This is a genomic window from Shewanella sp. SW24 (assembly GCF_025653395.1).
In the GTDB taxonomy this organism is placed as follows: Bacteria; Pseudomonadota; Gammaproteobacteria; order Enterobacterales; family Shewanellaceae; genus Shewanella; species Shewanella oncorhynchi.
Map to the genome: position 1 here is coordinate 43,586 of NZ_JAKKSH010000003.1, position 26,127 is coordinate 69,712.

A 26,127-nucleotide genomic window follows, 5' to 3' on the forward strand; every position below is an offset into this window, starting at 1 on the left:
AAATTTGCAGGAATTATAAGGGGCAAAGGATATGGCAACAAGCCAATGGCGACTAATTACATCAATCTGTTTTATGGCGTTAGCGGGTTTGAGCGCAAAAGTGGTGGGTGCAGAAACCGATAAACCACCATTTTATCAAGTGCAATGGCAAGGCAAGAGCGCGTATTTGCTAGGTTCGATTCATATTGGACGTGCCGACTTTTATCCTTTACCCACCCAAATTGAAACCGCGTTGGGTAAAGCTAAGGGCTTAGTTGTAGAAGTCGATATCAATAAAGTCGATAGCACAGCCTTACTGCAACAATACGGCCGCGCCGATAAAACTAAGGGTTTAGATTGGCAGAGCCGAGATAAGCAAACGGTCGAGAGCATGACGCCCTATTGCGCGACCACGGCAAATGTTTGTCAGTCGATACAATCTTTTGCACCTTGGCTGCAGGCTACTCAAGTTAACTTATTGCGTTATAACGACTTAGGTTACAGCACGGATTATGGCGTTGATATGCAGTTGATGGCTCGATATGCGACTTTGCCTGTGTATCCGTTGGAAACCGCCGAGTCACAATTTCAATTGTTAGCGTCTTTTAATAGCCAAGAGCAGTGGTCTATGGTGCGTGAGGCGATTAGCGCATCGGATGCGGAGCTTTTATCGTTAATAACGGCTTGGCGTTCAGGTAATGAAACTGAGCTTGATGCCATAATGCAGGAGCAAATGGGCGGCGAGGGCGACACTAAAATGCTAGAGAAAATCCTCTGGCAGCGAAACCATGTGATGGCCGATGGCATTATAAAATTAATGGGCTCGACTGACGTGACTTCACCTTTGTTTGTGGTGGTTGGTGCTGGCCATGTGGTGGGAGATAAAAGCGTGGTGCAATTGCTAGAACAAGCAGGCGCCAAAGTGAGCGCCTGCTGGAAACAGACTTGTCAGTAATCGTTTAGGCAGCGCGTTTGTAACGACGCGCGTTCACACTGCAAAGCTTTGCCCTAAAAAGTGCACATATCGGCCGAGGGAAATATAGGGTTCGCGTTGCGAGTACTCCAGCTCCATTTGTAGCAGCTTGTGATAGTCGAAATCCGCAGGCTGACTCTTTTTCAAATAGTCGTGGATGACACGTACGCCAGACTGGCTGATGAGTGACATTTGCCATTCGCTAAACCAATCTTTAACTTCTTGAATATAAAGTGGATGAGTAGGAGTTAGTCGCACTTTCTTCTTCACTTTTAAATCAGCGGCGACGTAATCGAAATTGCCCGATACTAAAGCATGAAAGCGCATGGCTTCTTTGTTGTAAAACATCAAAGAGAATAATCCGCCGGGTTTTAGCATAGTAAGTAAACCCGCTACGGTGGGCTTCGCATCCGTTAACCATTCGACGACTGCATGACACAGTATGATATCGAAATAGCCATGGTTATCGACCGATAATGCTTGGATAGGCGCATGGATAAGCTGGATAGCTAATGGTTCAGGGGAGGCATCAATTTGTTCTTTGGCTTGAGCCAGCATCTCAGCAGAGATATCGCAGAGTACAACTTCGTGGCCGAGGCGCGCTAATCTTTGGCTAAAGTAACCAAAACCACCGCCCGCATCTAATACTCTGAGTTTTTTATCCCCCAGTTTTGCCAGCGCGGGGACGAGGTCGCGCCATAGCACTGCGGCACGAATTTCGCCCTTGGGCGTACCATAGATGTTTTTCGCAAATTTTTGCGCGAGCTTATCAAAATTCTTATCTTGCACGTGATAACTAGGTTAAAGAGAGTGGAACGATAGTGTGGCACAGTCGTAAATTTTTCGCACTCTGGAGATGTTATTGCCGAGTTGAGATGGATAAATTTGCATCGTTAATTTTTAATGTATTGATTTTATTAGTAGTAATTATTCCTACTAAACTTAGGGATACACAGAACTCAGTGCTCTGGGTTATAATCACGCCGTTTTCGCCAAACCTGACTCTATATACCCAAGCGACCTGAAGATACGAGTTTCAGAGCGCCTAGGGTGCTTCAATTCAAGGTGCATCAATGACAGAATGTCGGCCACCTTTTGAATTGATGCAACACGGAAGTGAAGTGCCCTAGGCGCTCCGTCCCGGCGGGTTTTAATGCACTTTATGCTGTGTTGGTTATTTTGAACTTAGTCCACTAGGTCCGCAAATAACCGCAATCGCCATGGATGGCGTGAATGCCATTTATGCAGGAGCAATAAAGGGCCTTGCCTAAAGTGCGTTAAATTCCCGCTGAATCCTGCATTTTCAGGTTGTTTGGGTATAGTTGTCCATTCGGAGAGTCAGCATCAGCCCTTATTAAGACGCAGCACTGCCTGTTTTACACTCGTTATCAGCTTGATTGATCAGACGTTACTCGTCTGTGCGGGGTAATTTATGGCAATGTATTTTTGTGCCAAGGGATAGTTAATTAAAAGGTACTCAGACTTGAATAATGCATATTGTGTTGAATTGAACGCGATGCCGTCGCTGTTTTCTCTTTATCGCAAGATCTTCTTTGGCCGTAAGCCTGGTTGGGATCAACAGCCGTTGCCCCAAATCAAGGTGACCGCGCCGCATGTGACTGTGTCTGAAGCTAAAGTAAGCCAATATGCGCAGGTGTGTGGTTTTCAATTTGACGGTAAAGTTCTACCGCCAACCTATCTCTACGTGATGGCATTTCGCCTGCATGCGGTGATCTTTACCCACGATGGGATCACTTTCCCACTGCTTGGGATGATCCACCTTAAGAATCGTATTCAAGTGTATCGGCCTGTGACGGTGGACGAGACTTTCTCCCTCGAGTGCGCTTTGACCACGAGCCGCGAGACGGATTCTGGCTTAGAGTTTGAATTTGTGTCTAAGGCGTTTGTGGGTGAAGAACTCGTCTGGGAATCGCTATCCACCTATTTATATCGTATCGATGTTGCTGGACGTCGCGTTCGCCCACCTAAAGCCATTGATATGGCATGGGAAACACCACAAAGCTGGAGTTTGAGTGAAGATTTAGGTCGTCGTTATGCTAAGGCATCTGGCGACTATAACTTGATCCATCTGCATCCCGTGCTTTCAAAGCGTTTTGGCTTTGATCGAGTGCTCGCCCATGGCATGTGGTCTAAGGCCCGTTGTTTAGCAGAGTTGATGCCAAGTATTGGCGATCGTCCATTCACTGTGGATGTGACCTTTAAGCTGCCACTCTTGATGCCTGCCGATGTTGGATTTGGCTATGAGCAGAATGCTAATAATATGGTATTTGAATTACGTGACAGCAAAGGCCGTCGACCTCATTTAAGTGGCGATGTGCAGTTTTAAGCCGCACTCAATAATACATACAACCACGGCGCCTTCTGGCGCCGTTGTTGTTTATGGTTGTTGCTTTTGAGAAACAAAAATCAAGGTACGCTGTGACCCATAGATGCCTACCAGATACTGAACCATTGCTAATGACTGAGCTCGATCTCATTGGCGGCGACGGCGCTCTTGAGCCGCTCGAACGCAGGGCAGATTATTTGATGCAGATTAAGGAATCGCTCATTAACCCTTTCGACGGCTATATATCTTAAAGCCAATCACCTAATATCCGCCCTATTCAATGAGTGTTGTTAGTTGAACTCTCATACTAAACCAGAGTGTATCTGAAAGGGAGAAACCGACGCATGCTGACAGATATGGATATTTCGAATCGCGCTAGCCTAAAAGACATTAATGAACTGGGCGCCGACTTAGGTCTATTACCCGAAGAGATGATGCAATTTGGTCACACTAAAGCCAAGGTCGAGCTCAGTGTGTTGCAGCGTTTGGCTGGGCAGTGCAAAGGCAAATTGATTATCGTCACCGCAGTCACGCCTACGCCTCACGGTGAAGGTAAAACAGTGACTAGCATTGGCTTAACGCAATCGTTAAATGCCATAGGCAAAAAGGCCTGTGCCTGTATTCGCCAGCCCAGCATGGGGCCTGTATTTGGGGTAAAAGGTGGCGCTGCGGGTGGCGGTTATGCGCAAGTGGTGCCCATGCAGGAGATGAATTTGCATCTCACGGGTGATATTCATGCCGTGAGCAGTGCCCACAATTTAGGGGCTGCGGCGATTGCGGCGCGGCTATTTCATGAAGCGCGCTTAGGTAAGGCGGAATTTGAGGCGCAATCTGGGCAAGCGTTTTTGGATATCGATCCCAGTGAGATCCGTTGGCACCGAGTGGTCGATCACAACGATCGCTGTCTTAGGCAAATCCAGGTGGGCTTAGGCGATAATAATGGCCCAGAGTACGCCTCCAGTTTTGATATCACCGCCGCCTCAGAGTTAATGGCGATTTTAGCCTTAAGTCATAATTTGGCGGATATGCGGGCGCGGATCGGTCGTTTAGTGCTGGCCTTAAATACCCAAGGGCAAGTGATCACTGCCGAAGACTTAGGTGTCGCTGGCGCGATGACGGCCATCATGGCGGATGCGATAAAGCCGACGTTAATGCAGACTTTAAATGGTTCACCTTGCCTTATCCATGCGGGACCCTTTGCCAATATTGCCCACGGTAATTCATCCATTATTGCTGATGATATCGCCCTCAGACTGGCGGATTTTGTGGTGACTGAAGCTGGTTTTGGCTCAGATATGGGCTTTGAAAAGTTCTGTAATATCAAGGTGCGTCAATCGGGTCAGGTGCCGGCCGCCGCTGTGCTGGTCACCACCTTAAAAGCGCTGAAGGCCAATAGTGGTTTGGTGTCTGAGTCAGATATCAATCTACCAGATCAGGCTCGACTCGAAGCAGGCTTTGCAAATTTAAACTGGCATATCAATAATGTGGCTCGCTATGGTATTCCTGTGGTGGTTGCCATTAACCGTTTCGCCACTGACACTGATGCCGAGTTGCAATGGCTAACTGAAGCCGTCAACGCGAGCAGCGCCTTTGGCTGTGAGGTCAGCGATGCTTTTAGCCAAGGGGAGGCTGGCGCTGTCGCCTTAGCGCAGACTGTGGTTCGCGCCGCTGAAACCGAGAGTCAGTTCAAGCTGTTATATTCAGATGAAGCCTCATTGGAGGCTAAGTTATCCACCTTAGCCGAGGTGGGGTATGGCGCAGCGGGCGTTAGCCTTTCTATCGAGGCCAAACAACAGGCGCAGCAGCTGACCGTATTAGGTTATGGACATTTGCCCCTGTGTATGGCCAAAACGCCGTTATCAATTAGTCACGATCCTAGCTTAAAGGGCGTTCCTCAGGACTTTGAGATCCCAGTGCGTGGTTTAGTCTTGCATGCTGGTGCGGGGTTTATCACCGCCTTGGTGGGGAATGTGATGACTATGCCAGGACTAGGGCTGAAACCGGGTTACTTAAAAATTGATATTGATGCGCAAGGTGAGATAGTCGGCTTAGGCTAACACTTGATGCAGAGATTTATAGGCCAGAGATAAAAATAAGGGCGAGCTCATTGCAACGCCCTTCTTCTCTCGTTTAACGCTGGTTTAAAGCGGTGATTTCGTGGTTTGATAGATATGCACATCACGCTGTGGGAAGGGAATACTGATCCCTTCGGCGTCAAAGCGCATTTTCACTTCGCGGGTAATGTCCCAATATACTTCCCAGTAATCTTCCGGTTTTGCCCAAGGGCGAACGATAAAGTCGACCGAAGATTCGCTCAATAGATGTAGTTTAATCGTCGGTTCTGGCAATGGTTGTACCTTAGGATGCGCTTCGACGATGGACTTGAGAATCGCTTCAGCCTGTTCGATGCTATCGCTATAACTGATCCCAAAGGTCATATCGACTCGACGTTGATGCTCAGCTGTGATGTTGTTAATTGTGTCACCCCAAATCTTATTATTAGGAATAATAAGACGTTGGTTATCCATGGTTTTAATCGTAGTGGAGACCAGACTCATGTGACTGACGCGTCCGGTGACGCCAGCGGCGTTGATCAAATCGCCCACATCATAGGGACGGTAAATTAAGATCATCATGCCTGAGGCGAAATTCGACAGGGTATCTTGCAGGGCAAAACCAATAATAACACCCGCGATACCAAAGCCTGCGAGCAAGGGACCAAGTTCGATCCCAAGCTGTGAAAGGGCAATTAACAGCCCGATAGTAAAGACGGCTTTACCTGATAGCGAGGTGAAGAAGTCTTGTAATAACTTACTTAAATTCAACTTAGAATTGCTAACGGTATTTTTCACTATCTGTTTGGCTAACTTGCCGGCGAGACCCGCAATAAACAAGATCAAACAGAAAACAAATAACTTAAACACGACGGTAGGGCCGTGATTAATCGCTTGTTCTTGTGCCGTATTTAGCCACTGCTCAACGAGACTTGATGCCACATCAAAGTTCAACACATCTTGAGTGATATCACCTGAAACACTAAAGAGTGTCTTTTTCAGCGCGGCGGTATCATGGCCTAAAGCGTCGAGTAGGCTGATGTCGATATTTAAGCTCTGACTATTTTGTGCTAAGCGTTCCTTTAACATCATTACGTGGCTGGTTTGCGCCGAAGTGACATCTTTACCTGCATTGGTTGCGGTATCGATTGCTGCTTGTAGTTGCTGCTGGGTATAAGTCACTAAACTTTCTAGCGTATCGGCACGAGCTACTAAAATTTGCATCAGTGATTTTTGTGCTTCGCTAATATCTTGGCCAACTTGTTCGAGCCAAGTGAGCGTCTCGAGTTGTTGCTTGTAATAGGTGTCTTTTTCTAATTCGCGCTTTGATATTTCCAGTAGAGTCGCATCATCTGTGCTCGAACCTAATTGCTGTTCTAATTTACTAATGTTGTCATCGATATAAGCATCAATTTGTTGGATGTAGTTAAGTTGTCCTTGGATTAATGGTTGCAGAAAAGCTTTGTCGATTGGCGTTGCTTCGAGCAGATCTTTAATCTTATTACGTAACTGTAAGGTTTTGTTTTGAATTCGATATTCAACAATTGTCTTCAATTCGCCTTTGGCATTTTTTAGTTTACGTATATCCGTATCGATAGCCTGTTGCAGCATTGCCAGTTCAGCCTTGAGCGTTACAGGAGTGCTGGATGGGCTTTCGGTTGCAGCGACAGGTTCAGTTTGCGCTTGGGATGAAAGGCTGAGTAGTGGTATTAGCAGGGCAAACACGAGAGCGAGGTAGCGGTGCATAGGAGTGATCTTAAGTAGAAATATGTCTGAGTATGATAGATGTTGCCGGATCTACTGTAAAATATCTGCGAGTGAAATAGCCCTTGGAATTAAACTTTTTTAGGGTGGGGTTGATTTGAGCTTAACCTTGAGTGCGGTGCTTTATCTGCTTTTTCCGACATTTTGGGTATTTACAGGCCGAACTCTAGTCGATATCTGGTAAACTTGCGCATCGTTATTTAGGAATCGTGTTTTCATGTTGTGTTCCCATTGTAATCAATACATCAAGGTCAGTGACATTAGCAAGCAAAGAGGCAAAGGTTTCGACGCTCAAGTGCGTTGTCCCCATTGTGCGGCTTGGTTAGGCCGCAGTCCAACATTGGCTAAACTCAAGTTATTAGGATTTTATTTGAGTGTGTTTACGGCGGGATACAGTTACTTTGATGCCTCTGTGCGGTATTTTGCGATCCCTGTAATGATTTTTTCGTTGATGTTGTTGTTTGTGAGCCATTTTATGGATCAAGTCATCACCATTGAAGCGCCCGAGCAAGTCGATGATAGCGATCAAAGACAGAAGTATCGTTAGGCTAATAAGTGGATTCGTCATGGATAGGAAAATCAGCGGTACAATTTTCCAGAGATGAACATCATTTGAGCGCCTTTAGCAGGCGCTCAAAATGCAACTAAGAGGATTTAAGGGGCGAACTGCAGGCGCGCTTAATGAGTCTTTGTTTACTGCACGACTTGTTCTTGACTCGTTAAGGAGTGCTCAACGTAATAAATACCACCAAATATCACCGCGCTGAAGATGACTATCCCTAAGATAAGCCCTAAGTTTTCACGAAAAAATGCTAGCATAATAGTTGCCTTTAGGTGGATAAAACGGAGCCATATCGAGCTTGATTTCGTCATTGTGCTCGCAGACATAAAAACTAAATACACTATAGTTACACTCACTTAAGCTAATCTTAAATGCGTTTTTTTACCTGAGTTCTCGCAAGATCCTACCGCTATTGATACAAGGAGTTATTGGTAAGACTGGGTACCTCAAATATCTTGTAACCTTTTGCAAAGCGATTACCTTATTGCAACTTGCTATTGCACTGACATAGACTTATGCAACTTTTTAACTATGGGGACGACTGAGTGAGACTTAAAAGTCACATTAGACGCACAATTTCGGTATGGCTTGCTGCCGTACTGATATTGCTGTCTCTTGCTGCCTCAGCCCATAGTGTGACCCATCTTGATGATGGCGCTAAGACTCACTGTACCCTGTGCTTCCATCAGCACCAACTCAACAAGATTTTATTGACCCATCCGCTGACGCTGAATTTAGCTATACAGCATTTCGATGTGGTCGAATTTATTTTACCCTCCTCTATTTTTGAACACGTCAGTGTTTATCGCAGTCGTGCGCCTCCCTTCGCTCTCTAAATCAACTTAAAATTTTAACTTATTGTATTTCTTGATGACTTAACATCGGTCGTCGAGTGCTAGTTGTATTTTGGAGATATCATGACTGTTTTAAATACCCGAATTTCTTTGGTGGCTTTGGCGTGTGCGCTCGTTTCGCCTAGCTTATTTGCAGAAGACTCGAGCTTGACCAACCCTAATATCAGTGGTGTGCTAAATGGATATTATCAGACGGGAGAACGCCCATTAGCCGAGAGTCCAGATGGCTTTGGTTTAGGTGAAACTGAACTGGCGATGAGTGCCAATATCGATGATATGTTTTACGGTAAAATCACCGCAGTAGTTGAAATGCATGACGGTGAGACTGAACTGAATCTGGAAGAAGCCTTTATTCAAACCATGGCGATGCCAGCGGGGTTTTCTATCCGTGGTGGCCGTTTCTTATCGGACATTGGTTACCTCAATAACCAACATTTACATACTGATTCCTTCACCGACCGTCCTGTGGTTTACCGTGCATTTTTAGGGGGACATTATTTTGATGACGGTATACGTTTTAACTACGTAGCGCCGACGGACTTGTATTGGACCATGGGCGTTGAAGCCTTTAAGGGCGATAGTTTACGTGCTGCCGATGAGCATGGTGAGCGTGAGTTTAAGAAGGTCGGTGTTTATACCTTGTACTCAAAAATAGGTGGCGACATAGGCGATAATAGCTCATGGCAAGCGGGGTTGAGTTACTTGCGCAACGAAAATGGCCAAGTGACTGCCCATGAAGAAGGGGAACATGAAGATGAGCATGCCCATGGTGATGAGCACGAAGGTCATAGCCATGCCGCATCTTACACAGGTAAAAATACCTATGGTGCTGATTTTGTTTATAAGTGGGCGCCTAACGGTAACTACAAATATCAAAATCTCACTGTGAGCGGTGAGTACTATCGCGTGAGCGATTTTACACCTATCGATTTACATCCTGAGGATGCTCCGAGCCAAGATTACCACCAAGGTTGGTATCTGAGCAGTGTGTACCAATTCACGCCGAGCTGGTCAGCGGGTGTGCGTTACGGTGAAGCTGATACGCAAGAGCTCCATGGCGATCATTTTCATGGGCAAAAGTTGAAGGAATCTGAGGTGAGTTTGGCTTGGCATTCTAGCCACTTCTCGACGGTTCGTTTCCAGTATACCAATCAAAAGGGTACTAACTTCGACGGAATTGAAGACGATAACATCTTCACTATTCAATACATTATGTCTCTGGGGGCTCACGGTGCGCATCAATTCTAATTTAGCTAAATTGGCCGCTGTGGCCTTATCTGTCACTTATACTGGTTTGGCCCATGCCGAGCTGAATGTGTTTGCCTGTGAACCTGAATACGCGGCATTGACCAAGGAGCTTGCTCCAACGGCTAGCATCTATTCGGCAACGACGGCATTACAAGACCCTCACCAAGTGCAGGCGCGTCCGAGTTTGATCGCTAAAATGCGTCAGGCGGATCTTGTGGTGTGCGCAGGTGCCGATCTTGAAGTGGGTTGGTTGCCTATGCTGCAGATGAAGTCGGCAAACGCAAAAGTGCGCTCGACCGATCAAGGCTTATTTTTCGCCGCCGATCAAATCGAGACCTTAGATAAACTGGCCACTGTCGATCGCAGCATGGGTGATGTGCATGCTCAAGGCAATCCACATATTCATTTTGACCCGACGCGACTGTTAAAAGTCGCCACGGCATTGAGTGCGAAGCTGACTCAGTTAGATCCTGCTGGTGCGGCCGATTATCAACAGTCACTGACAGATTTTACCACTCGCTGGCAAGCTGCTGTCCCGCGTTGGGAAGCGCAAGCTAAGGGATTACAAGGTAAAAAAGTGATCGCTTACCACTCAAGCTTCAGATACTTATTCAACTGGATTGGTATCGAGCAAGTGGCAGATTTAGAGCCAAAACCGGGTTTAGCTCCCACTAGCGGCCACTTAGCGAGTCTGCTGACGCGCGCCGAGCAGGGGGATATTCTGGCCGTAGTTGTGGCATCTTATCAGGATGAGCGCGGTGCAAAATGGCTGGGTGAAAAAGCGAACTTGCCCGTGGTAATGCTGCCTATGTCTGTGGGGGGGAATGATAAGAGCCAAGATTTATTTAGCCTGTATGACAGCGTGATTTCCCTCTTAAATGGAGTGAAATAAACCTATGTTTGATCTTGAGCTGATGTCGATTCTGTTGCCTGCATTGGCTGCGGGGATCTTAGTGTTGTCGACGCATATTGTACTTGGGAGACAAGTACTTAAGCGTGGCATCATCTTTATCGATTTAGCGATAGCGCAAGTTGCAGCCTTAGGTGCCATCGTTGCTCACATGGATCACAGATTAGAAGATATCCCTTTTTCTAATGTGTGGATGCCCGCTGTATTTGCCCTTGCTGGTGCAGGTTTTATCGCTTGGTTAGCTAAGCGGATGGCGGGTGAGTTAGAGGCTATGATTGGCTGCTTTTACGTCTTGTCTGCGGTAGCCGCAATGCTGTTGCTGGCAAACGACCCACACGGCGCGGAGTTGTTAAAGCAATTGATGTCAGGTCAGATCCTGTGGGTGAGTTGGTCACAACTGATTTTGCCGGCTGTAGTGTATTCACTGGTGTTATTAGCGATATTCCTGCGCCCCCAGATGTTGGACGGGGCAGGATTTTATCTGCTATTTGCGCTAGTGATTACCTTATCGGTTGAATTAGTAGGTGTTTATCTGGTGTTCAGTACCTTGATATTGCCAGCTTTAGCGTTGAACAAGTACCGTGGTAAAGGTCGGCTATTTTACGCTTACCTCGTCGGTTTACTGGGCTATGTTTTGGGCTTAGTTCTATCGGCGACCTTAGACCTCCCTAGTGGTGCGGCAATTGTCGCGACTTTGGCCGTGAGTGCCTTAGTGATCCGCTTTGTGTTAAGTAAAGTCTCGCCTCAGGCAACTGAGTCTGAAATCCTACCCAAGCACCACGCTTAGTTCGATATTAATCTTAAAGCCCATCGATACACTGGAGGTTCAGTATATCGATGGGCTTTTTTTGCTTGCTTGTTAGCAAGTCAGCTTACAGATGTAAACAATATATTGAGTCCCAAAGCCATGGTGGCTATACTGTCGCCACTTTTACAGTCGGAGTAAATCGTGCTTTTAATCGTCAGATCAATGTTGTTGGCGGTATCTTTGTTGCTTGCCTTTATTTTTGGTGGCTTAGTGTGTTTATTAAGGCCTCGCCATCGCGACAATGTACATATGTTCGCCAAGATCTTCTCATCGGTTGCGCCAATCCTTGGGATTAAAGTGATTGTTCGCCGGCACGAAGATGTGCAGGACGGCCCGTATATTTTCTTAGCAAATCATCAGAATAACTTTGATCTCTTTACTCATACGACAGCAGTTCCTAAAGGTACAGTGAGTTTGGGCAAGAAGAGTTTGGCGTGGATGCCGCTATTCGGTCAAATTTATTGGTTGTCAGGTAATATTCTTATCGACCGTAAAAACCGTCACAGTGCCTTTGATACTATGGCTAAAACGGTTGAAAAAATTAAGCAGAAGAATCTATCCGTATGGATTTTTCCTGAAGGTACACGTTCGCGTGGTCGTGGTCTGTTACCTTTTAAAGCGGGAGCTTTCCATACTGCAATCGCGGCGGGAGTGCCAGTGGTGCCAGTGGTTGCTTCGTGTCAGAGCCATATTAAGTTAAATCGCTGGAATAATGGTGTCGTCATCATCGATATGATGGCACCTGTGCCGACCGCAAGTTTAGATAAAGCCGATGTGAAAAACTTCTCTGCGCAAATCCATGCCAGCATGTCGGCGAGATTTGCTGAGATAAATCAAGAAGCGGCAGCACTTATGGGTAAAACTCTCGCGAGTGATGACGTATAATAGCGCCAATTTGAGCCAGATTTACCTTAACGGAGACAAATCCATGTCTATTGAAAGTCAGTTAAAAGCCCAACTTGCAGAGAATCGTGACATAGTGCAAGCCCTGCTTGACGATGGCTCAGAGCCTGATGCGGAATATATTATTGAGCATCACTTTTCATCGACCAATTTTGACCGTCTTGAAAAAGCGGCTGTGGATGCCTTCAAATTAGGTTTTGAGGTAAACGACGCTGAAGAAATGGAACTAGAAGATGGTTCAATTATTTTCTGTTTCGATGCTGTCGCGCACCACAAACTAGAAGTTGAATTACTGGATAAAGCCGCAGAACAACTGCTGCAATTAGCGGTAAAACAGAAAGTGGAATATGACGGTTGGGGCACCTATTTCGTCGGCGATGAAATGGATGACGAAGAAGATGAAGAAGATGAAGACGATGGTTTCCCTCATTAATTCGTTGGCGGATCTCTAGTTTAATCTTCACTTGTTTTAAATAAAAATGCCCATCATTGATGGGCATTTTTATTGGGTATACTTAGGATTTACTTGTTTTACTCGTATGTAAAACACTGCAGTTACGGCCTTTTTGTTTCGCTTCGTACAGGGCTTTATCGGAGCAGGAGATCCAGCTAGAACTGCTGGTAATATGGGAGCCAATTTCACATACGCCTAAACTTACCGTCACAGTAATCTTCAGGCTTTCATACACTATGACGGATGCGGCGATTTTCTCCCTGAGTCGCTCGGTAAAGTTCATCGCATCTGCGCCGCTGGTTTTAGGCAATACAACCGCAAATTCTTCGCCGCCATAACGCCCTGCACAGTCGGTATCACGTAAGGATTGGCTGAGTAAGTGGGCGATATGCTGAATGACTTTATCACCCGCCACATGGCCATAGCTGTCGTTGATATGTTTAAAGTTATCGATATCTATCATGACTAAACTTGCCATACCTGAGTAGCGGGCATACAAGTCGTACTCGTGGTCTAAACACTCTTGCCAATGACGACGATTATGCAACTGAGTTAGACCATCGGTTTGGCTAAGGCGTTCGAGTTGCTCGTTGGCAGCTTTAAGTTGCAATTTGTTGATGGCGATATCTGTCACGTCATAAATAATCACACTGATATGGGTCACTTGTCCCGTGAGCGATGCCAGCGGCAGCAGGGTCACGTTCTGGTACATATAGTCTGCACGGCCTGTAATCGGGCGATAGTTTTTAAATTGGAAAACGTACGGACGTTGTTCCCAGCTGATAAAAGCACGGTTTTTAAGCATGAAAACCGATTCCATTTTCTGCTTTAACCAAGTGGCAGGCAGATCGGGGAAGCGGGTAAATAGGTTTTGACCTTTGATCGAATTAGGGGAAACACCGCTGTGATTCTCCATAAAACCGTTCCACAGCTGGATATTGTAATGGCGATCTAATACCACTAATCCCACCTCTATGGTTTGTACCATATCGATGAGCCAGTGTAGTTCGTTCATTGCGCTTTGGTCATTTGACATAGGATAAAATCCAACTGGTTAATCGAGTAAATAGCCGAGTTTATAGCTAAGTGTGGGGATAGAATCCTCGGTGAAGAGCAGTAGCAAATCGCATTGAATATTATGATCTTCAATCCGATAGTTGATCTCCATTGCCAAAGTTCGGTGCCATTTCTCTGAATTATCATGGATCAGATCGTTAACCGTGCAGTGCCGTCCTAGCACGACAGGGTGAGCCTGACTAAATTTCATGTCGAGCTGTTCAGAAATGCCGTTAAGGAAAGCGCCTATCAGTACGTTTCCAGTATCAATTAGAACTTCTATCTCAGTATTTTTGTCTTCTGGATTAGCTAATCCCATCAGCTTGGCCATGTCTTTAAAGCTGGAATCATGGAACAATAGCAGGGCCTCTCCCGCAATACCCGCCCCGATAAAACCTTGGCAGAGCGCGGATACCGTTGAGCTTTCTTCCGTGGCTTTGAGCGCCATGGTTAACTCACTGACTTCAAGCACGTTCACATTAGGGATAGGTAGTAACACGAATACATCGAGTAACTTAGCTAATAGATCGGCGGCGCGTCCCATGGCAACGTTGGCTATTTCTTGGCAAGCGTCGCGCATGTCGACTTTGATCATCGGGACTTCGTCGGTGAGATCTTTCTGCGTCAGCGTTAAGATGCCGTAATCTTGTAAAATGTTGCTGATGGCATCGGCGCTCACCGGTTTTTGAATAAAATCTAACGCACCCAAGGCTTTAACCCGCTCGTGAGCTTTGATTTGAATATCGCCGGATACCACAATAATCAGCGCGGGTAAGTCCTGTTGCTGCACTGTTTGCAGTACTTCATAACCGTCCATTACAGGCATGTTGAGATCGAGAAACACCACTTCGCCTTTTCCAGCGCGGATGGCATCAAGGCCTTCGGCACCATTGGTCGCATAAGTTATTTCCACATCCCACTCTTTGGGGAGTGTGCGGGCCATTTGCTTACGTGCCATGGCGGAATCGTCACAGATGAGTACAGATATTGACATGCTGACTAGTGATCCTTATTTGCCCATTTATTGAAGATAACACTTATTTTTTAGGTCTGACTGACGAATTGCGTTCTTCGGGCAAGTCTGATTAATATCTTTTATATGTAACTTATAGATATCATTGATAAATTTATATTTTCTGATGGCATTAAAATTTGAATCATTGTTGAATCAAATCATGCAGAATCTTAAATCGAACTAGCTAATGTTGAGTAAATAACAAGGATATAGTGACTAAAAAAGGACTATAGAATCCATATATTGCTGCCCAATCATCCTTCGCTGCAGGTAGCATTGCGATACTGGTGTCGATTATTAGTAGTTAAATAGCTAGCGGTTAAATACGCTTAATTATTGAGCTTGCTAAGGCTATCTAATCGAAAAATACATTAGGATTACTGCACGTAGTGATGACAGCCTAACATAAGTTGCCTTCAATCCATGATGGAATTGGCAATATTTTGACTCAAGTCAAAAAACAGGCTCATGTTATATCTTTTAGTGAATTATGCCAAACGTGTTAACATTTATTCTGGACTGACCAGTAACGGAATATTTCATGAGTGGCCAAAGTGTACAAGTTAAAATCGATGATGGCATCGCCTATGTGTTGCTTAATCGTCCTGAAAAAATGAATGCTATTAACTATTTAATGTTTAGTGAGCTTGACTGCGCGATTAAAAGTATTAAATCCAATCGTGCGGTGCGAGCCGTGATCCTCTCGGGAGCGGGTGGGCATTTTAGCTCTGGGCTCGATGTCAAAAGCGTCATGTCGGCACCGATGCAGGCAGTTAAGTTACTGTTTAAGGGCTTACCAGGGAATGCGAATTTGGCACAGCGGGTGTCACTAGGTTGGCAAACCTTGCCTGTGCCAGTGATTGCCGTGCTTGAGGGCTGTTGCTATGGCGGCGGTATGCAGATCGCTTTAGGCGCAGATGTGCGTATTGCTAGCCACGACAGTAAGTTATCTATCATGGAAGCGAAATGGGGACTTGTGCCAGATATGGCGGGGTTAGTCTCATTAAGGCAAATTATGCCTAAGGATCAAGCCATGTTACTTAGCCTGACGGCAAAAGTGCTGGAGAGTCATGAAGCGCTGGCCTTAGGACTCGTGACACAAGTGAGTGAGACGCCCATGGAAGCGGCGCAACAACTGGCGCGGCAACTGATGCAAACCTCACCGGATGCGGCTGCGGCCATCAAACTTAGTATTAATCGCAGTTGGACTGCTTCTATTCGTAGCCTGCTGTGCCGCGAGTCTATTAGTCAGATTCGGTTATTGTTAGGCAAAAATAGCAAGATAGCGGCGACGCGTCAGTTGAAAGATCCGCAGAAGCCCTATCGGGATCGCCAATCGGGTTGGTAATACTATTTTGTCTGAATTAGCTTAAATCGCCGTTTTTACTGCGCGCCGCTCATTCGGGCTGAAAAGCCTTTAATCGCATTTAAGCAATTTTGCCATGCGCTCTCGTTATCTAAATTGAGCGCTAGGGTAGTTTGGCGATAGTTAGGGCTTTCTAAGGTCACCGCGAGTTTTTTGCGATTGTCGGCCGTCTCCAATGAGGCTGGGTGACCGTCTGGCGATTGAATATCTAAAATGGGCAGCGTAAGTTTTGCTAGTTGTTCTGCGAGTGCTTGATTACGCTGTTCGTCCTCACGATAGGGATTAATGACGATCAGCACATCAGGATCGGCAATCTTCTTCTGGCTTAATAGGCTAATCAATAATCCTGCACTTTGGTCGGCGGTGATCAAAATACGTTTTCCCGCATAATCTGCACCGACGGCATCTAACTGCGACATGCTTTTGACGAGAAAATCTTCCTGCTCTTGCAGATGCTTGCTGTTATCTTCGGGCTTGATTTTAGGGCTTGGTTTGTTGGACGGTGAGCTTAATTGCGCGGCGCCAGGCGAGGTCACTTCAGTGGCGGCGGTAGCAAAGTTAGCTGCGGGCATTTCAGTTGGCGGAGTTAAACTTAAGCTGGCCCAACCGGCAGGATTGATATTGCGGCGTACAAACGCCATCAATCCCGGCGCGTCTGCGGTACCATTGGTGGCGGGCAGGATTATCGCCGCACCAAGTTTCTTTTTACCTTCCCATGGTCGCACTAACAAATCGTAGGGCTGATTATCAATCGTGATTTGTTTAATTTCATTTGTGGGTAGATAGCTGTGATTCGACTTTTTGGCACTGATTTCGGCTGGCACAGATGTTGGCGGAGTTGTTGTCGTGTCTGCCGCGTAGGTAGCGATGGTTGTGATGCCGAGAATGAGGCAAAAGAGGAGTGAAAGAATGCGCGGCATAGAATTGATAACCACCTGTGTAGTCTCATAAATTCATCAGTGTTTGAGTATAACCTGAACAATTACCAAAAAGTGAATTTTCCTCGCCAAAGAATTGCACCTGTTATTTAGTATAAAAAGTCACTTGTAATAAAAGGCCACTTGGAATCGAAAGCCACAGGGCATAAAAAAGCCCAACGCTGAGGCTGGGCTAATTGATGGAAACCTGCTGTTCCGCTTGGGTCTATACGTGGCTGACGAGCACCATACGGATCGCATCGAGTTGTAACTGGCTGGCATCTAGATAAGTGTTTAACTCTTGCATCTGATTGCGCAGGTATTCCAATTCTTCCTCACGGATATTGGGGTTCACCGCCTTGAGTGACTCTAAACGATCAAGCTCTGCGCCCAGTTGCTGAGTCATTTTCTCTCTGGCTTGGGCGACCATTTCATCGACAACCACTTGAGCATATTCTTCACCCTTAGCAAATAGCGGATGCAAAATAGGCTGAGATGCCGTGACTAACTTGCCGCCAATGTGACGATTCACCGCGCTTAATTGCTTATCGAAACTGGCGTAATCCACTTTTGCCGATAGGTCGTTACCGTTTTTATCCAGCAGCACGCGAATGGGGGTAGGCGGTAAATAACGGTACAACTGGCTCGACTTAGGTGCTGAAGCATCGGCCATGTAGATGAGTTCTAAGAATAAGGTACCTGCTGGCAGGGCTTTATTTTTTAGAATTGCGACGCTGGTGGTGCCAGTTTCAGAACCTGTGATCAGATCGAGTCCCGTTTGCACCAGCGGATGCTCTTGGGTGAGCAGCGTAATATCATCGCGTGATAACGCTGTGTCACGATCAAAGGTCACTGTTACGCCATCTTCTGGCAAGCCAGGGTAAGTTGGGAACATCATGTGCTCACTCGGGCGCAGAATAATCGAGTTTTCACCCTTATCTTCTTGATCAACACCGATAATATCCCACAGACGGATCACTGAGCCGATTAAATGAGTATCACCGTCACTTTGGGCAAGGCGGTTGACGATTGCCAGTGCCTTCTCGCCGCCGTGTGAGTTGATTTCCAGCAGCTTATCGCGGCCTTGCTCCATGGCGTGCTTGAGTTCTTTATAACGGCTCTGGGTGTGATTGAGCAGGTTTGTCAGCTCATCGCTGTCATCACCCACAAGCACGTTTAATAGATCCTCGGCAAATTCACTGTAAAGCACATGACCACTCGGACAAGTGAGTTCAAAGGCGTTCAGCCCTTGGTGATACCACTGCATCAAACGTTCTTGGGCAGTATCTTCAAGGTATGGCAAGTGAATTTGAATATCATTTTTCTGGCCGATACGGTCTAAACGACCGATTCGCTGTTCCAATAGATCGGGGTTTAGTGGTAGATCGAACAGCACTAAGTGGCTGGCAAACTGGAAGTTACGGCCTTCAGAGCCAATTTCAGAACAGATCAGCGCCTGTGCGCCGCCTTCCTCTTGGGCAAAGTAAGCGCCGGCTTTATCGCGCTCGATAATCGACATACCTTCGTGGAATACCGTTGCTTGAATCCCTTCGCGGGTACGCAGGGCTTCTTCTAAGCTCAGGGCGGTTTCCGCTTGGCTGGCGATGATCAGCACTTTTTTGCTACGGTGGGATTTTAAGAACTCGATTAACCAATCCACACGGGGATCGAACTTCCACCAACTGGCGCTGTTATCTTCAAATTCTTGATACAGTTTTTCAGGGCTTAGGGCTTGCGCCGCTTTCGCCTCTAATGACTTGTGTCCGCCCATCATGCCGCTGACACGTGCGGCAGTTTGATATTGATCTGGCATGGCATGGGGATAAGCGTTAAAGAAACGCTTTGGAAAGCCTTTTACCGAGGCGCGGCTGTTGCGGTATAAGACGCGGCCAGTACCGTGACGGTCGAGTAATTCTTGCAGTAATTCGCTGCGAGCAGTTTGCTGTACTTCGGCATCAATACCGTCTGCTTGGATTAAACGAATACTTGGGCTGATGTCTTTCTCGCCCAGTAATTCGGTCAAGCTGTTGATGGCGGCATCGGGTAATTTAGCGTTACCAGCCAAGGCTTCGGCGGCAATGGCGACGTCTTTATAGCTGTCTTCTTCGGCTAGGAAGGCATCGTAATCGTAGAAACGATCCGGATCGAGCAGACGCAAACGGGCGAAGTGACTCTCATGGCCGAGTTGATCCGGCGTTGCGGTTAACAGTAAAACGCCTGGGATTACTTCGCTTAATGCTTCAACCACTTGATAGGCGCGGCTTGGCGCTTCTTCGGTCCATTCTAAGTGGTGCGCTTCGTCAACCACTAACAGATCCCAATCGGCATCTAGGGCTTGATCAAGACGTTTTTTCTTACGCAGTAATTCGAGTGAACAAATCACTAACTGTTCTGTGTAGAAAGGATTGTCGTGATCGGCATAGGCTTCTACACAACGGTCTTCATCGAATACCGAAAAGCGCAGATTAAAGCGGCGCAGCATTTCCACTAACCACTGATGGCGCAGAGTATCGGGCACGATAATCAGAATGCGTTCGGCGCGGCCGGTCAGCAGTTGTTGGTGAATAATCAGACCTGCTTCAATGGTTTTACCTAAACCCACTTCATCGGCTAACAGTACACGCGGTGCATAGCGACGGCCGACTTCATGGGCAATCCACATTTGATGCGGAATAAGTCCAACGCGTGGACCTTGCAGACCCAGCAAATCCGATGAGGCCAGTTTGTGGCGCAACATTTGGCATTGATAACGCACACCAAAACGGTCGAGGCGATCGATTTGGCCAGCAAATAAACGGTCTTGGGGTTTGTTGAAACGAATATTGTGGTTCAGCAGGGTTTCACGCAGTGTAGCTTGCTCGCCTGTCTCACTGTGAATGCCGTGATAGATCACTATCCCGTCTTTCTCGGTCAATTCACTGACCGCAAGGCTCCAGCCTTCATGGCTTTCAACCGAATCGCCGGGATTGTATATAACGCGTGTCAGAGGGGCTTCTGCTCGGGAGAACATACGGTTCTCACCCGTGGCAGGGAATAATACAGTGACCATACGGCCTTCTACTTGAACCACAGTTCCTAAACCAAGCTCTGACTCGGTATCACTTATCCAACGTTGACCTAAGGCGAACGGCATCTTAAATTCTCATTTCTAGGCGGACTCTAACAAAGGGCGCGTATGTTATACCAATACTCGTGATATTTAAATCGCCCTCTCACCCGTTAGAGCCTAATTCCCAGAGTGCTAGATTACAAATTGTACAAGCGACAAAATTGTCATGCCAGTACATGAAACTGTCACGCTAATGTCACATCCGCGGTTATACACTGCTTCGAGTCTGTAAGGTAAACAATGGTTGCTGTATTGTTATCTCGTGAGTTTGGTGCCAATATCAACTTAAGGTTTAAGTGCGAGTAAAGTGCTATCAACTTGAACCTTATGATCATTCTTTGCCATAAGCTTTGCCAGTAATAGGAGCCGTGTAACTTTTATTGAGACTCAAAAGTGTGTTTAAACTTTAATGAAGCACTCTGGAGGCGCCATGGAACAAGACGACAGAAAGTTGTTTGTACTGGATACCAATGTGTTACTACATGAACCTTTGGCGATCTATTCGTTTAAAGAGCACGATGTGGTCATTCCGATGACAGTGCTAGAAGAGTTGGACCAGATTAAAGATCGAAAGAGTGATGTGAGTCGTGATGCTCGGGTTGCTATCAGGGCATTGGAAGATACCCTAGGCGGTGAAACTACCCCTGAGCAGATTATCAATGGCGTCCCTTTACCCAGCCGAGAGGGTCATGCCGATGCCGTCGGTTCGCTCTCAATTTTCCCTGATCACCTTGTCGATTTTACCTTAGGCGCACTGCCAGGAGATGGAAACGACAATCGCATTATCAATACCGCGCTACATCTACAAAACCTACATCATCCCCGTACCGTTGTCTTAGTCACCAAAGATATCAATATGCGCCTTAAAGCCAAAGGTGCGGGTATTCAATTGGTTGAGGATTATCGAACTGACCAGTTGATTGATGATATCCGCTTCCTCAGTAAAGGCTTTTACCAGTTTGAAGGTAATTTTTGGGAGCACTTGAACAAGGTCTCCACCGAGCGCCACGGTAGACATACAGTGCATGAAGTACCGCTCAAAGACCTCGAAAATGATAATTTTTATATCAACCAATATCTTATCGACACAGAGTCTGATTTTTGCGGTCGTGTTATCGAGCGCACAGACACCCATTTACATATTTTAGATTTAGGCCGTGAGCGGGTGAAAAACCTCGAGGCATGGGGTGTTAAACCTAAAAACGTCTATCAAGGCATGGCATTGCAGGCGCTGCTCGATCCCGATATCGATCTGGTTATCTTAACCGGCCCTGCGGGTTGCGGTAAAACCTTGCTCGCCATGGCGGCGGCGTTGGAACTGGTGGTCGAGCGTAATCGCTACGACAAAGTGATTGTCACCCGAAACACCCCTGAAATCGCCGAATCTATCGGCTTCTTGCCCGGCACGGAAGAGGAGAAGATGATGCCGTGGCTGGCCGCGATTACCGATACGCTCGAAGTGCTGCATAAGAATGATGTGAATCCCACGGGCAGCATGAACTACATCATGGAGAAGGCTAACATTCAGTTTAAGTCGATAAACTTTATGCGCGGGCGGTCGATCCAAAACTCCATAGTGCTATTAGATGAATGCCAAAACCTCACTGCCTCGCAGATCAAAACCATGATCACCCGTATGGGCGAAGGCACAAAATTGATTTGTTGCGGTAACTTAGCGCAAATTGACTCTAACTACTTAACTGCTGTTACCTCAGGTTTAACCTATATTGTCGAACGTTTTAAGGACTTTGAAGGCAGTGCCAACGTGTATCTGAATGGCGTGGTGCGTTCACGCTTAGCGGAATACGCTGAAGAGCATCTGTAAAGCAGGTCAGTTTAATTTAGGGTAATGACTAAGGCCTCAGATATGGAGGCCTTAATTTTATGGAGTAGTAGATTTTTAATCGACTTATCAGTGGTATGAGTAGGCTTTATCTGACAATTATTTTATGTGATTGGCAGTTCCTTCCTGCTACTATATGGAGCTCATAGTTTTTGCCGCCGTAGGCTGAAATTAAGCGCTGCAATCAAGGGTAGTGGATGAAATCGAGTGAGCCGGATCTCCAACTAAAATCGCCGATCCAGAAGAACTACAACCGTGCCGTTTTTTATACGTACATCGGCGTTATCGTCATGTCTTTGTTGACTGCATGGATGTTTTTCGACCGCCAAAAAGCACAGCAGATGGAGCAGCGTGAAGAGCAGGTTCAGCGCCATGTATTGCAAATCGATCTGCTACTTGAGTCGAGCATTAGAGCGGTAAAAAGCTTACGCAACGTTGCTGTGGATCATTTACGTTTGGGCGAACTCGTGCGTAAAGAACGCTTACCCCAATACGGTAAATTCAACGAAAGCGGCCAGTATTTTACCTTAGAACCTAGCTACGCCCAGAGCGGTGAGCCCTTTACCAACATGGGTAGGATTACTGGTGCGGGTTCCCTCGACGGCCGCGACGACAAGTTCTATCAAGAACTTGAGATGTTGTTTGAGCTGTCACTGTCATTCCCCGTCGCCAAAGAAGCCGCCCCGAAAGCCTCGGCGATTTATTACCTGTCGAAACGTAGGATCATGTCCTACTTCCCTTGGTCGAATGACGATCAACGTTTTAGGGACGAATTACTCAACAAGAAACAGTTCCAATACGCCACCCCAGCAATGAATCCGCAGCGCAGTGTATTTTGGAGTGAAGCCTATGTTGACTCCACGGGCAAAGGCTTATTGACCACTTTAGGTGTGCCCATTTATTTGGATGATGAGTTCATTGGCTCAATCAACTTAGACATGACGCTTGCCTCGTTAGCGCGGCAAATTCGGGTTTACTTTAAGATGCCGGGCACAGTGATTTTGCTCGACCAACAGAACAATATTTTATCCCACAGCGATTTTGATAGCTCAGATATCAATCGGGTCTATCACATCAGCCAACGTATTCCCTCTGAGCTGCATTCTTTACCTGAGTCGGAATTGTTCGATGCCCACGATGGCATCATTCGTAACGGCTATTACATTCACTCGGTTGCCCTGCATAACGCGCCTTGGCGTTTACTGTATTTGCAGGATGAAGACGACCTATTCCAAGACTCGTGGGAAAAACTGCAGCTGACCTTTATTTTAGTGGTTATCGCCCTGTCGGTGTTGGTGACCATAGTGCATTGGCAGACGCGTCGATCTTTTGTGAGTCCAGCCTCGCGACTACTGTCGCACCTTGAAGGTTGCTCCCAAGAGCCGCGTAAGCCACCGGAGAAGATCACTCGCGGCTGGGAACCTTGGTTCTTGCTGGTGAGTCGGATTTTTGAGGAAAATAAACAATATACCCACCATCTGGCTGAGCAGAATAAGCGGCTCGATAAGCTAGTGGCACGGCGTACCGAGCGCTTAAAAGACACCACAGAGCGGCGTGAGCGTGAATATGCGCTACTGCGATCCCTGCTTGACTCGATTCCCGAAGCGATTGTCTTTAAAGATAAAGAAGGCAACTATTTAGGTTGTAACAAGGCGGCTGAACGCATGCTGGGTTACACAGAGAGCGAGATGATAGGTTTATCATCTGAGGATCTGACCTCGCCTGAAATGGGCATTCGTATCCGCGCCGAAGACGAACAAGTCTTAAAAGATCGCACGCCGCTGCGTTACCAAGAAAAGGTCGAGCTTGCGGGCAAACCTGTGCTGCTCGATACCCTTAAGCTGCCTTTCTACAATCGCCGCGGCGAACTGCAGGGATTGATTGCCGTGTGGCGTGATGTGACGCGGGAATACGAATCCGCTGAACAATTACGCCTGTCCGAAGAGCGTTATCACTTAGCTATGGATGCGGTGGAAGATGGCCTGTGGGACTGGTATTTAGACTCTGAACAGATCATTTGTAACCCAGCCTATTATTCTATGTTGGGTTATAAAACCAATGAATTCCCCGCTTTAGTATCGACAATTGATGAATTATCCCACCCCGACGATCGTATTCGCGTCGAGGAATACCGTGCTCAGTATCTTGCTGATCCCGTCGGTGCTTTCGAAATTGAATTCCGTATGTTAGGTAAAAATGGCGGCTATCACTGGGTGTTATCCCGTGGTCGTGTGGTGGAGTTCACCGCCGAAGGTCAGCCCAAACGTATGCTTGGTACCCATAAGGATATTACCCGCCATAAGAGTAACGAAGTGGCGCTTTTGGAAGCCAAGCAAGACGCCGAACTCGCTAACCTCTACAAGAGTGAATTCTTGGCCAACATGAGCCATGAGATCCGCACACCGATGAATGCCATTATCGGTATGTTGCAGTTGGCACAGCGCACTTCGTTAACGGCGCAGCAGAAAGATTACCTCGAAAAAGCCGGTTTCTCGGCGCAATCGCTGCTGAGGATCATCAACGATATTCTCGACTTCTCTAAAATTGAGGCGGGTAAGTTGGAGCTTGAGCGGGTGCCGTTCCCGCTGGATAAAGTGCTCGATCACGCTCTGGATCTCAATGCGCTCAAGGCACAGGAACAAGGCGTCGAGTTACTCTTATATGCTCCTGTGACGGCGGGACTCATTCTTAAGGGCGATCCGCTACGTTTAGGTCAAGTGCTGATTAACCTGTTATCGAATGCGGTGAAATTTACCCAATCTGGCGAGATTGAGCTCGGCTGTGAAGATGTCGGCGAGCGGGATCATCGGATTACCTTGAAGTTCTGGGTGCGCGATACGGGGATCGGCATAGGTAAAGATCAACAGGATAAGTTATTCGATGCCTTCGCCCAAGCCGACGGTTCGACCACCCGTAAATACGGCGGTACTGGCTTAGGTTTGTCGATCAGTAAGCACCTGGTGTCTATGATGGGCGGCAAGATGCAAGTGCAGAGTGAGCTTGGGGTCGGTAGTACCTTTAGCTTCACTATCAGTTTTGAAATTGCCGAAGCCGCTAAGATTGAGCCTTTGGTCGTGCCGGAAAAACTCAATAGTCTACGCACCTTAGTCGTTGACGATAACCCGACGGCACTGCAAATTTATTCGACCTTGATGCGAGATTTCCACTTCGACGTCGATACTGCCGCCAGTGGCGCCGAAGCGCTTTACAAACTGTCGCGGGCACCAATCGATCTGTTATTGCTCGACTGGATGATGCCAGAAATGGACGGTAGCGATGTGGTCAGCGCCATAGATACTATGGTCGCCGAAGGCCGCTTAGCTAAACGCCCTGTGATTATCATGATGACGGCCTATGCGGCAGAGCCCTTGCAGCATGAAGTCGATAGTGCCAATGTGTTTGCCGTACTGCAAAAACCGTTTAAGGCATCGAGTCTGTTCGATGAGATCATTGCCGCCTTTGCCGATGAACCGAGATTGAATGTGGTTCAGCCTATGGTTGAAGTTCAAGTTGAGGAAGGAGAGCACACCGGTTTAGTGCTGCTGGTGGAGGATAACTTTATTAACCAGCAAGTGGCCACCGAACTCCTTAAGAGCGCTGGCTACGAAGTGGTGCTGGCCGACAATGGTCAAGTGGCGCTGGATACTATCGACTCGCGGCCGTTTGATGCTGTGTTGATGGATATTCAAATGCCAGTGATGGACGGGTTAACGGCCGCAAGGGCATTGCGTGAGCGTTTTAGTGCCGATGAACTGCCTATCATTGCCATGACAGCCCATGCAATGTCGGGCGACAGGGAAAAGAGTTTAGCGGCGGGGATGAATGCCCACATCACTAAACCCATAGTGCTCAACGAATTATTTGAAACATTAAATCACTGGATCAAACACAAGAACCAGCATCAGAATCGTTAATTTATTTGCTCGGGGCCAGTGATGGCCTCGCGTTATTTACTTTAAATCAAT

General features: G+C 47.0%; 20 protein-coding genes. 13 read left to right on the forward strand and 7 right to left on the reverse strand.

The window, feature by feature from the left end; genetic code table 11:
- Nucleotides 1–31: 31 nt before the first annotated feature.
- Nucleotides 32–934 carry a TraB/GumN family protein gene (locus tag L5M17_RS04295; protein ID WP_263145471.1) on the forward strand — a complete coding sequence of 301 codons (903 nt, stop codon included), beginning with the start codon at nucleotides 32–34 and terminating at the stop codon, nucleotides 932–934.
- Between the two features lie 33 nt (nucleotides 935–967).
- Here L5M17_RS04295 and L5M17_RS04300 read toward each other — a convergent pair whose 3' ends face one another.
- Nucleotides 968–1,741: a methyltransferase domain-containing protein gene (locus tag L5M17_RS04300; RefSeq protein WP_198571971.1), complete on the reverse strand. Its 774-nt coding sequence runs from the start codon at nucleotides 1,739–1,741 to the stop codon at nucleotides 968–970.
- Nucleotides 1,742–2,468: 727 nt separating this feature from the next.
- Between L5M17_RS04300 and L5M17_RS04305 the strand changes: the two genes are divergently transcribed.
- Both L5M17_RS04305 and L5M17_RS04310 read left to right on the forward strand, forming a co-directional pair.
- Nucleotides 2,469–3,299, forward strand: a complete 831-nt coding sequence (locus L5M17_RS04305) for a MaoC/PaaZ C-terminal domain-containing protein (protein ID WP_081729006.1) — start codon at nucleotides 2,469–2,471, stop codon at nucleotides 3,297–3,299.
- A 344-nt stretch (nucleotides 3,300–3,643) separates the two neighbouring features.
- Nucleotides 3,644–5,356, forward strand: a complete 1,713-nt coding sequence (locus L5M17_RS04310; protein WP_263145474.1) for a formate--tetrahydrofolate ligase — start codon at nucleotides 3,644–3,646, stop codon at nucleotides 5,354–5,356.
- A gap of 84 nt (nucleotides 5,357–5,440) precedes the next feature.
- Here L5M17_RS04310 and L5M17_RS04315 read toward each other — a convergent pair whose 3' ends face one another.
- A complete protein-coding gene (locus L5M17_RS04315; protein ID WP_263145476.1) occupies nucleotides 5,441–7,099 on the reverse strand; it encodes a mechanosensitive ion channel family protein in 1,659 nt (552 codons plus the stop codon).
- A gap of 235 nt (nucleotides 7,100–7,334) precedes the next feature.
- On the opposite strand from L5M17_RS04315, the gene L5M17_RS04320 reads away from it, so the two are divergent.
- The gene (locus L5M17_RS04320; RefSeq protein WP_263145479.1) at nucleotides 7,335–7,664 is read left to right on the forward strand and encodes a hypothetical protein; all 330 of its coding nucleotides are present in this window, start codon (nucleotides 7,335–7,337) and stop codon (nucleotides 7,662–7,664) included.
- Nucleotides 7,665–7,810: 146 nt separating this feature from the next.
- Here the strand turns inward: L5M17_RS04320 and L5M17_RS04325 are convergent, their stop codons facing one another.
- Nucleotides 7,811–7,936 (reverse strand): hypothetical protein, encoded by a 126-nt coding sequence (locus L5M17_RS04325; protein ID WP_105250299.1) that lies wholly within the window; start codon nucleotides 7,934–7,936, stop codon nucleotides 7,811–7,813.
- A 288-nt stretch (nucleotides 7,937–8,224) separates the two neighbouring features.
- Here L5M17_RS04325 and L5M17_RS04330 point away from each other — a divergent pair, with 288 nt between their 5' ends.
- The 6 genes from L5M17_RS04330 to rraB all read left to right on the forward strand — a co-directional run bounded on the left by L5M17_RS04330 (nucleotide 8,225) and on the right by rraB (nucleotide 12,835).
- Nucleotides 8,225–8,515, forward strand: a complete 291-nt coding sequence (locus L5M17_RS04330; protein WP_219234755.1) for an ABC-type zinc uptake system zinc chaperone — start codon at nucleotides 8,225–8,227, stop codon at nucleotides 8,513–8,515.
- An 81-nt stretch (nucleotides 8,516–8,596) separates the two neighbouring features.
- The gene (locus L5M17_RS04335) at nucleotides 8,597–9,781 is read left to right on the forward strand and encodes a hypothetical protein (RefSeq protein ID WP_105250297.1); all 1,185 of its coding nucleotides are present in this window, start codon (nucleotides 8,597–8,599) and stop codon (nucleotides 9,779–9,781) included.
- On the forward strand, nucleotides 9,765–10,673 hold the full coding sequence (locus tag L5M17_RS04340; RefSeq protein ID WP_263145484.1) for a metal ABC transporter solute-binding protein, Zn/Mn family: 909 nt from the start codon (nucleotides 9,765–9,767) through the stop codon (nucleotides 10,671–10,673). The genes L5M17_RS04335 and L5M17_RS04340 overlap by 17 nt, the downstream gene beginning before the upstream one ends.
- A gap of 4 nt (nucleotides 10,674–10,677) precedes the next feature.
- Nucleotides 10,678–11,478: a metal ABC transporter permease gene (locus tag L5M17_RS04345; protein WP_168827353.1), complete on the forward strand. Its 801-nt coding sequence runs from the start codon at nucleotides 10,678–10,680 to the stop codon at nucleotides 11,476–11,478.
- A 162-nt stretch (nucleotides 11,479–11,640) separates the two neighbouring features.
- Nucleotides 11,641–12,384, forward strand: coding sequence for a 1-acylglycerol-3-phosphate O-acyltransferase (locus L5M17_RS04350; protein WP_219234754.1), 744 nt, complete (start codon nucleotides 11,641–11,643; stop codon nucleotides 12,382–12,384).
- 43 nt (nucleotides 12,385–12,427) lie between these two features.
- Complete coding sequence (gene rraB, locus L5M17_RS04355; protein ID WP_263145488.1) at nucleotides 12,428–12,835, forward strand: ribonuclease E inhibitor RraB; 408 nt, start codon at nucleotides 12,428–12,430, stop codon at nucleotides 12,833–12,835.
- 82 nt (nucleotides 12,836–12,917) lie between these two features.
- On the opposite strand, the gene L5M17_RS04360 is transcribed toward rraB, so the two are convergent.
- Together L5M17_RS04360 and L5M17_RS04365 are read right to left on the reverse strand one after the other, a co-directional pair.
- Nucleotides 12,918–13,892: a sensor domain-containing diguanylate cyclase gene (locus tag L5M17_RS04360; protein ID WP_113939163.1), complete on the reverse strand. Its 975-nt coding sequence runs from the start codon at nucleotides 13,890–13,892 to the stop codon at nucleotides 12,918–12,920.
- Nucleotides 13,893–13,910: 18 nt separating this feature from the next.
- Entirely contained in the window at nucleotides 13,911–14,906 is a 996-nt protein-coding gene (locus L5M17_RS04365) for a response regulator (RefSeq protein WP_028759518.1), read from the reverse strand.
- 562 nt (nucleotides 14,907–15,468) lie between these two features.
- Here L5M17_RS04365 and L5M17_RS04370 point away from each other — a divergent pair.
- A complete protein-coding gene (locus L5M17_RS04370; RefSeq protein ID WP_263145490.1) occupies nucleotides 15,469–16,275 on the forward strand; it encodes a crotonase/enoyl-CoA hydratase family protein in 807 nt (268 codons plus the stop codon).
- Nucleotides 16,276–16,310: 35 nt separating this feature from the next.
- On the opposite strand, the gene L5M17_RS04375 is transcribed toward L5M17_RS04370, so the two are convergent.
- Together L5M17_RS04375 and rapA are read right to left on the reverse strand one after the other, a co-directional pair.
- Nucleotides 16,311–17,213, reverse strand: a complete 903-nt coding sequence (locus L5M17_RS04375; protein WP_263145658.1) for an alpha/beta hydrolase family protein — start codon at nucleotides 17,211–17,213, stop codon at nucleotides 16,311–16,313.
- A 223-nt stretch (nucleotides 17,214–17,436) separates the two neighbouring features.
- Nucleotides 17,437–20,343 carry an RNA polymerase-associated protein RapA gene (gene rapA, locus L5M17_RS04380; protein WP_263145492.1) on the reverse strand — a complete coding sequence of 969 codons (2,907 nt, stop codon included), beginning with the start codon at nucleotides 20,341–20,343 and terminating at the stop codon, nucleotides 17,437–17,439.
- Nucleotides 20,344–20,749: 406 nt separating this feature from the next.
- Between rapA and L5M17_RS04385 the strand changes: the two genes are divergently transcribed.
- Both L5M17_RS04385 and L5M17_RS04390 read left to right on the forward strand, forming a co-directional pair.
- A complete protein-coding gene (locus L5M17_RS04385; protein WP_105250289.1) occupies nucleotides 20,750–22,144 on the forward strand; it encodes a PhoH family protein in 1,395 nt (464 codons plus the stop codon).
- A gap of 215 nt (nucleotides 22,145–22,359) precedes the next feature.
- Nucleotides 22,360–26,076 (forward strand): response regulator, encoded by a 3,717-nt coding sequence (locus tag L5M17_RS04390; RefSeq protein ID WP_173496262.1) that lies wholly within the window; start codon nucleotides 22,360–22,362, stop codon nucleotides 26,074–26,076.
- Nucleotides 26,077–26,127: the final 51 nt, after the last annotated feature.

Excerpts from the sequence above, each read along its gene's own strand:
- L5M17_RS04295 (WP_263145471.1), top strand. The coding sequence starts at position 32 with ATGGCAACAAGCCAATGGCGACTAATTACATCAATCTGTTTTATGGCG.
- L5M17_RS04305 (WP_081729006.1), top strand. The coding sequence starts at position 2,469 with ATGCCGTCGCTGTTTTCTCTTTATCGCAAGATCTTCTTTGGCCGTAAG.
- L5M17_RS04310 (WP_263145474.1), top strand. The coding sequence starts at position 3,644 with ATGCTGACAGATATGGATATTTCGAATCGCGCTAGCCTAAAAGACATT.
- L5M17_RS04315 (WP_263145476.1), bottom strand. The coding sequence starts at position 7,099 with ATGCACCGCTACCTCGCTCTCGTGTTTGCCCTGCTAATACCACTACTC.
- L5M17_RS04320 (WP_263145479.1), top strand. The coding sequence starts at position 7,335 with ATGTTGTGTTCCCATTGTAATCAATACATCAAGGTCAGTGACATTAGC.
- L5M17_RS04325 (WP_105250299.1), bottom strand. The coding sequence starts at position 7,936 with ATGCTAGCATTTTTTCGTGAAAACTTAGGGCTTATCTTAGGGATAGTC.
- L5M17_RS04335 (WP_105250297.1), top strand. The coding sequence starts at position 8,597 with ATGACTGTTTTAAATACCCGAATTTCTTTGGTGGCTTTGGCGTGTGCG.
- L5M17_RS04345 (WP_168827353.1), top strand. The coding sequence starts at position 10,678 with ATGTTTGATCTTGAGCTGATGTCGATTCTGTTGCCTGCATTGGCTGCG.
- rraB (WP_263145488.1), top strand. The coding sequence starts at position 12,428 with ATGTCTATTGAAAGTCAGTTAAAAGCCCAACTTGCAGAGAATCGTGAC.
- L5M17_RS04360 (WP_113939163.1), bottom strand. The coding sequence starts at position 13,892 with ATGTCAAATGACCAAAGCGCAATGAACGAACTACACTGGCTCATCGAT.
- L5M17_RS04365 (WP_028759518.1), bottom strand. The coding sequence starts at position 14,906 with ATGTCAATATCTGTACTCATCTGTGACGATTCCGCCATGGCACGTAAG.
- L5M17_RS04370 (WP_263145490.1), top strand. The coding sequence starts at position 15,469 with ATGAGTGGCCAAAGTGTACAAGTTAAAATCGATGATGGCATCGCCTAT.
- L5M17_RS04375 (WP_263145658.1), bottom strand. The coding sequence starts at position 17,213 with ATGCCGCGCATTCTTTCACTCCTCTTTTGCCTCATTCTCGGCATCACA.
- rapA (WP_263145492.1), bottom strand. The coding sequence starts at position 20,343 with ATGCCGTTCGCCTTAGGTCAACGTTGGATAAGTGATACCGAGTCAGAG.
- L5M17_RS04385 (WP_105250289.1), top strand. The coding sequence starts at position 20,750 with ATGGAACAAGACGACAGAAAGTTGTTTGTACTGGATACCAATGTGTTA.
- L5M17_RS04390 (WP_173496262.1), top strand. The coding sequence starts at position 22,360 with ATGAAATCGAGTGAGCCGGATCTCCAACTAAAATCGCCGATCCAGAAG.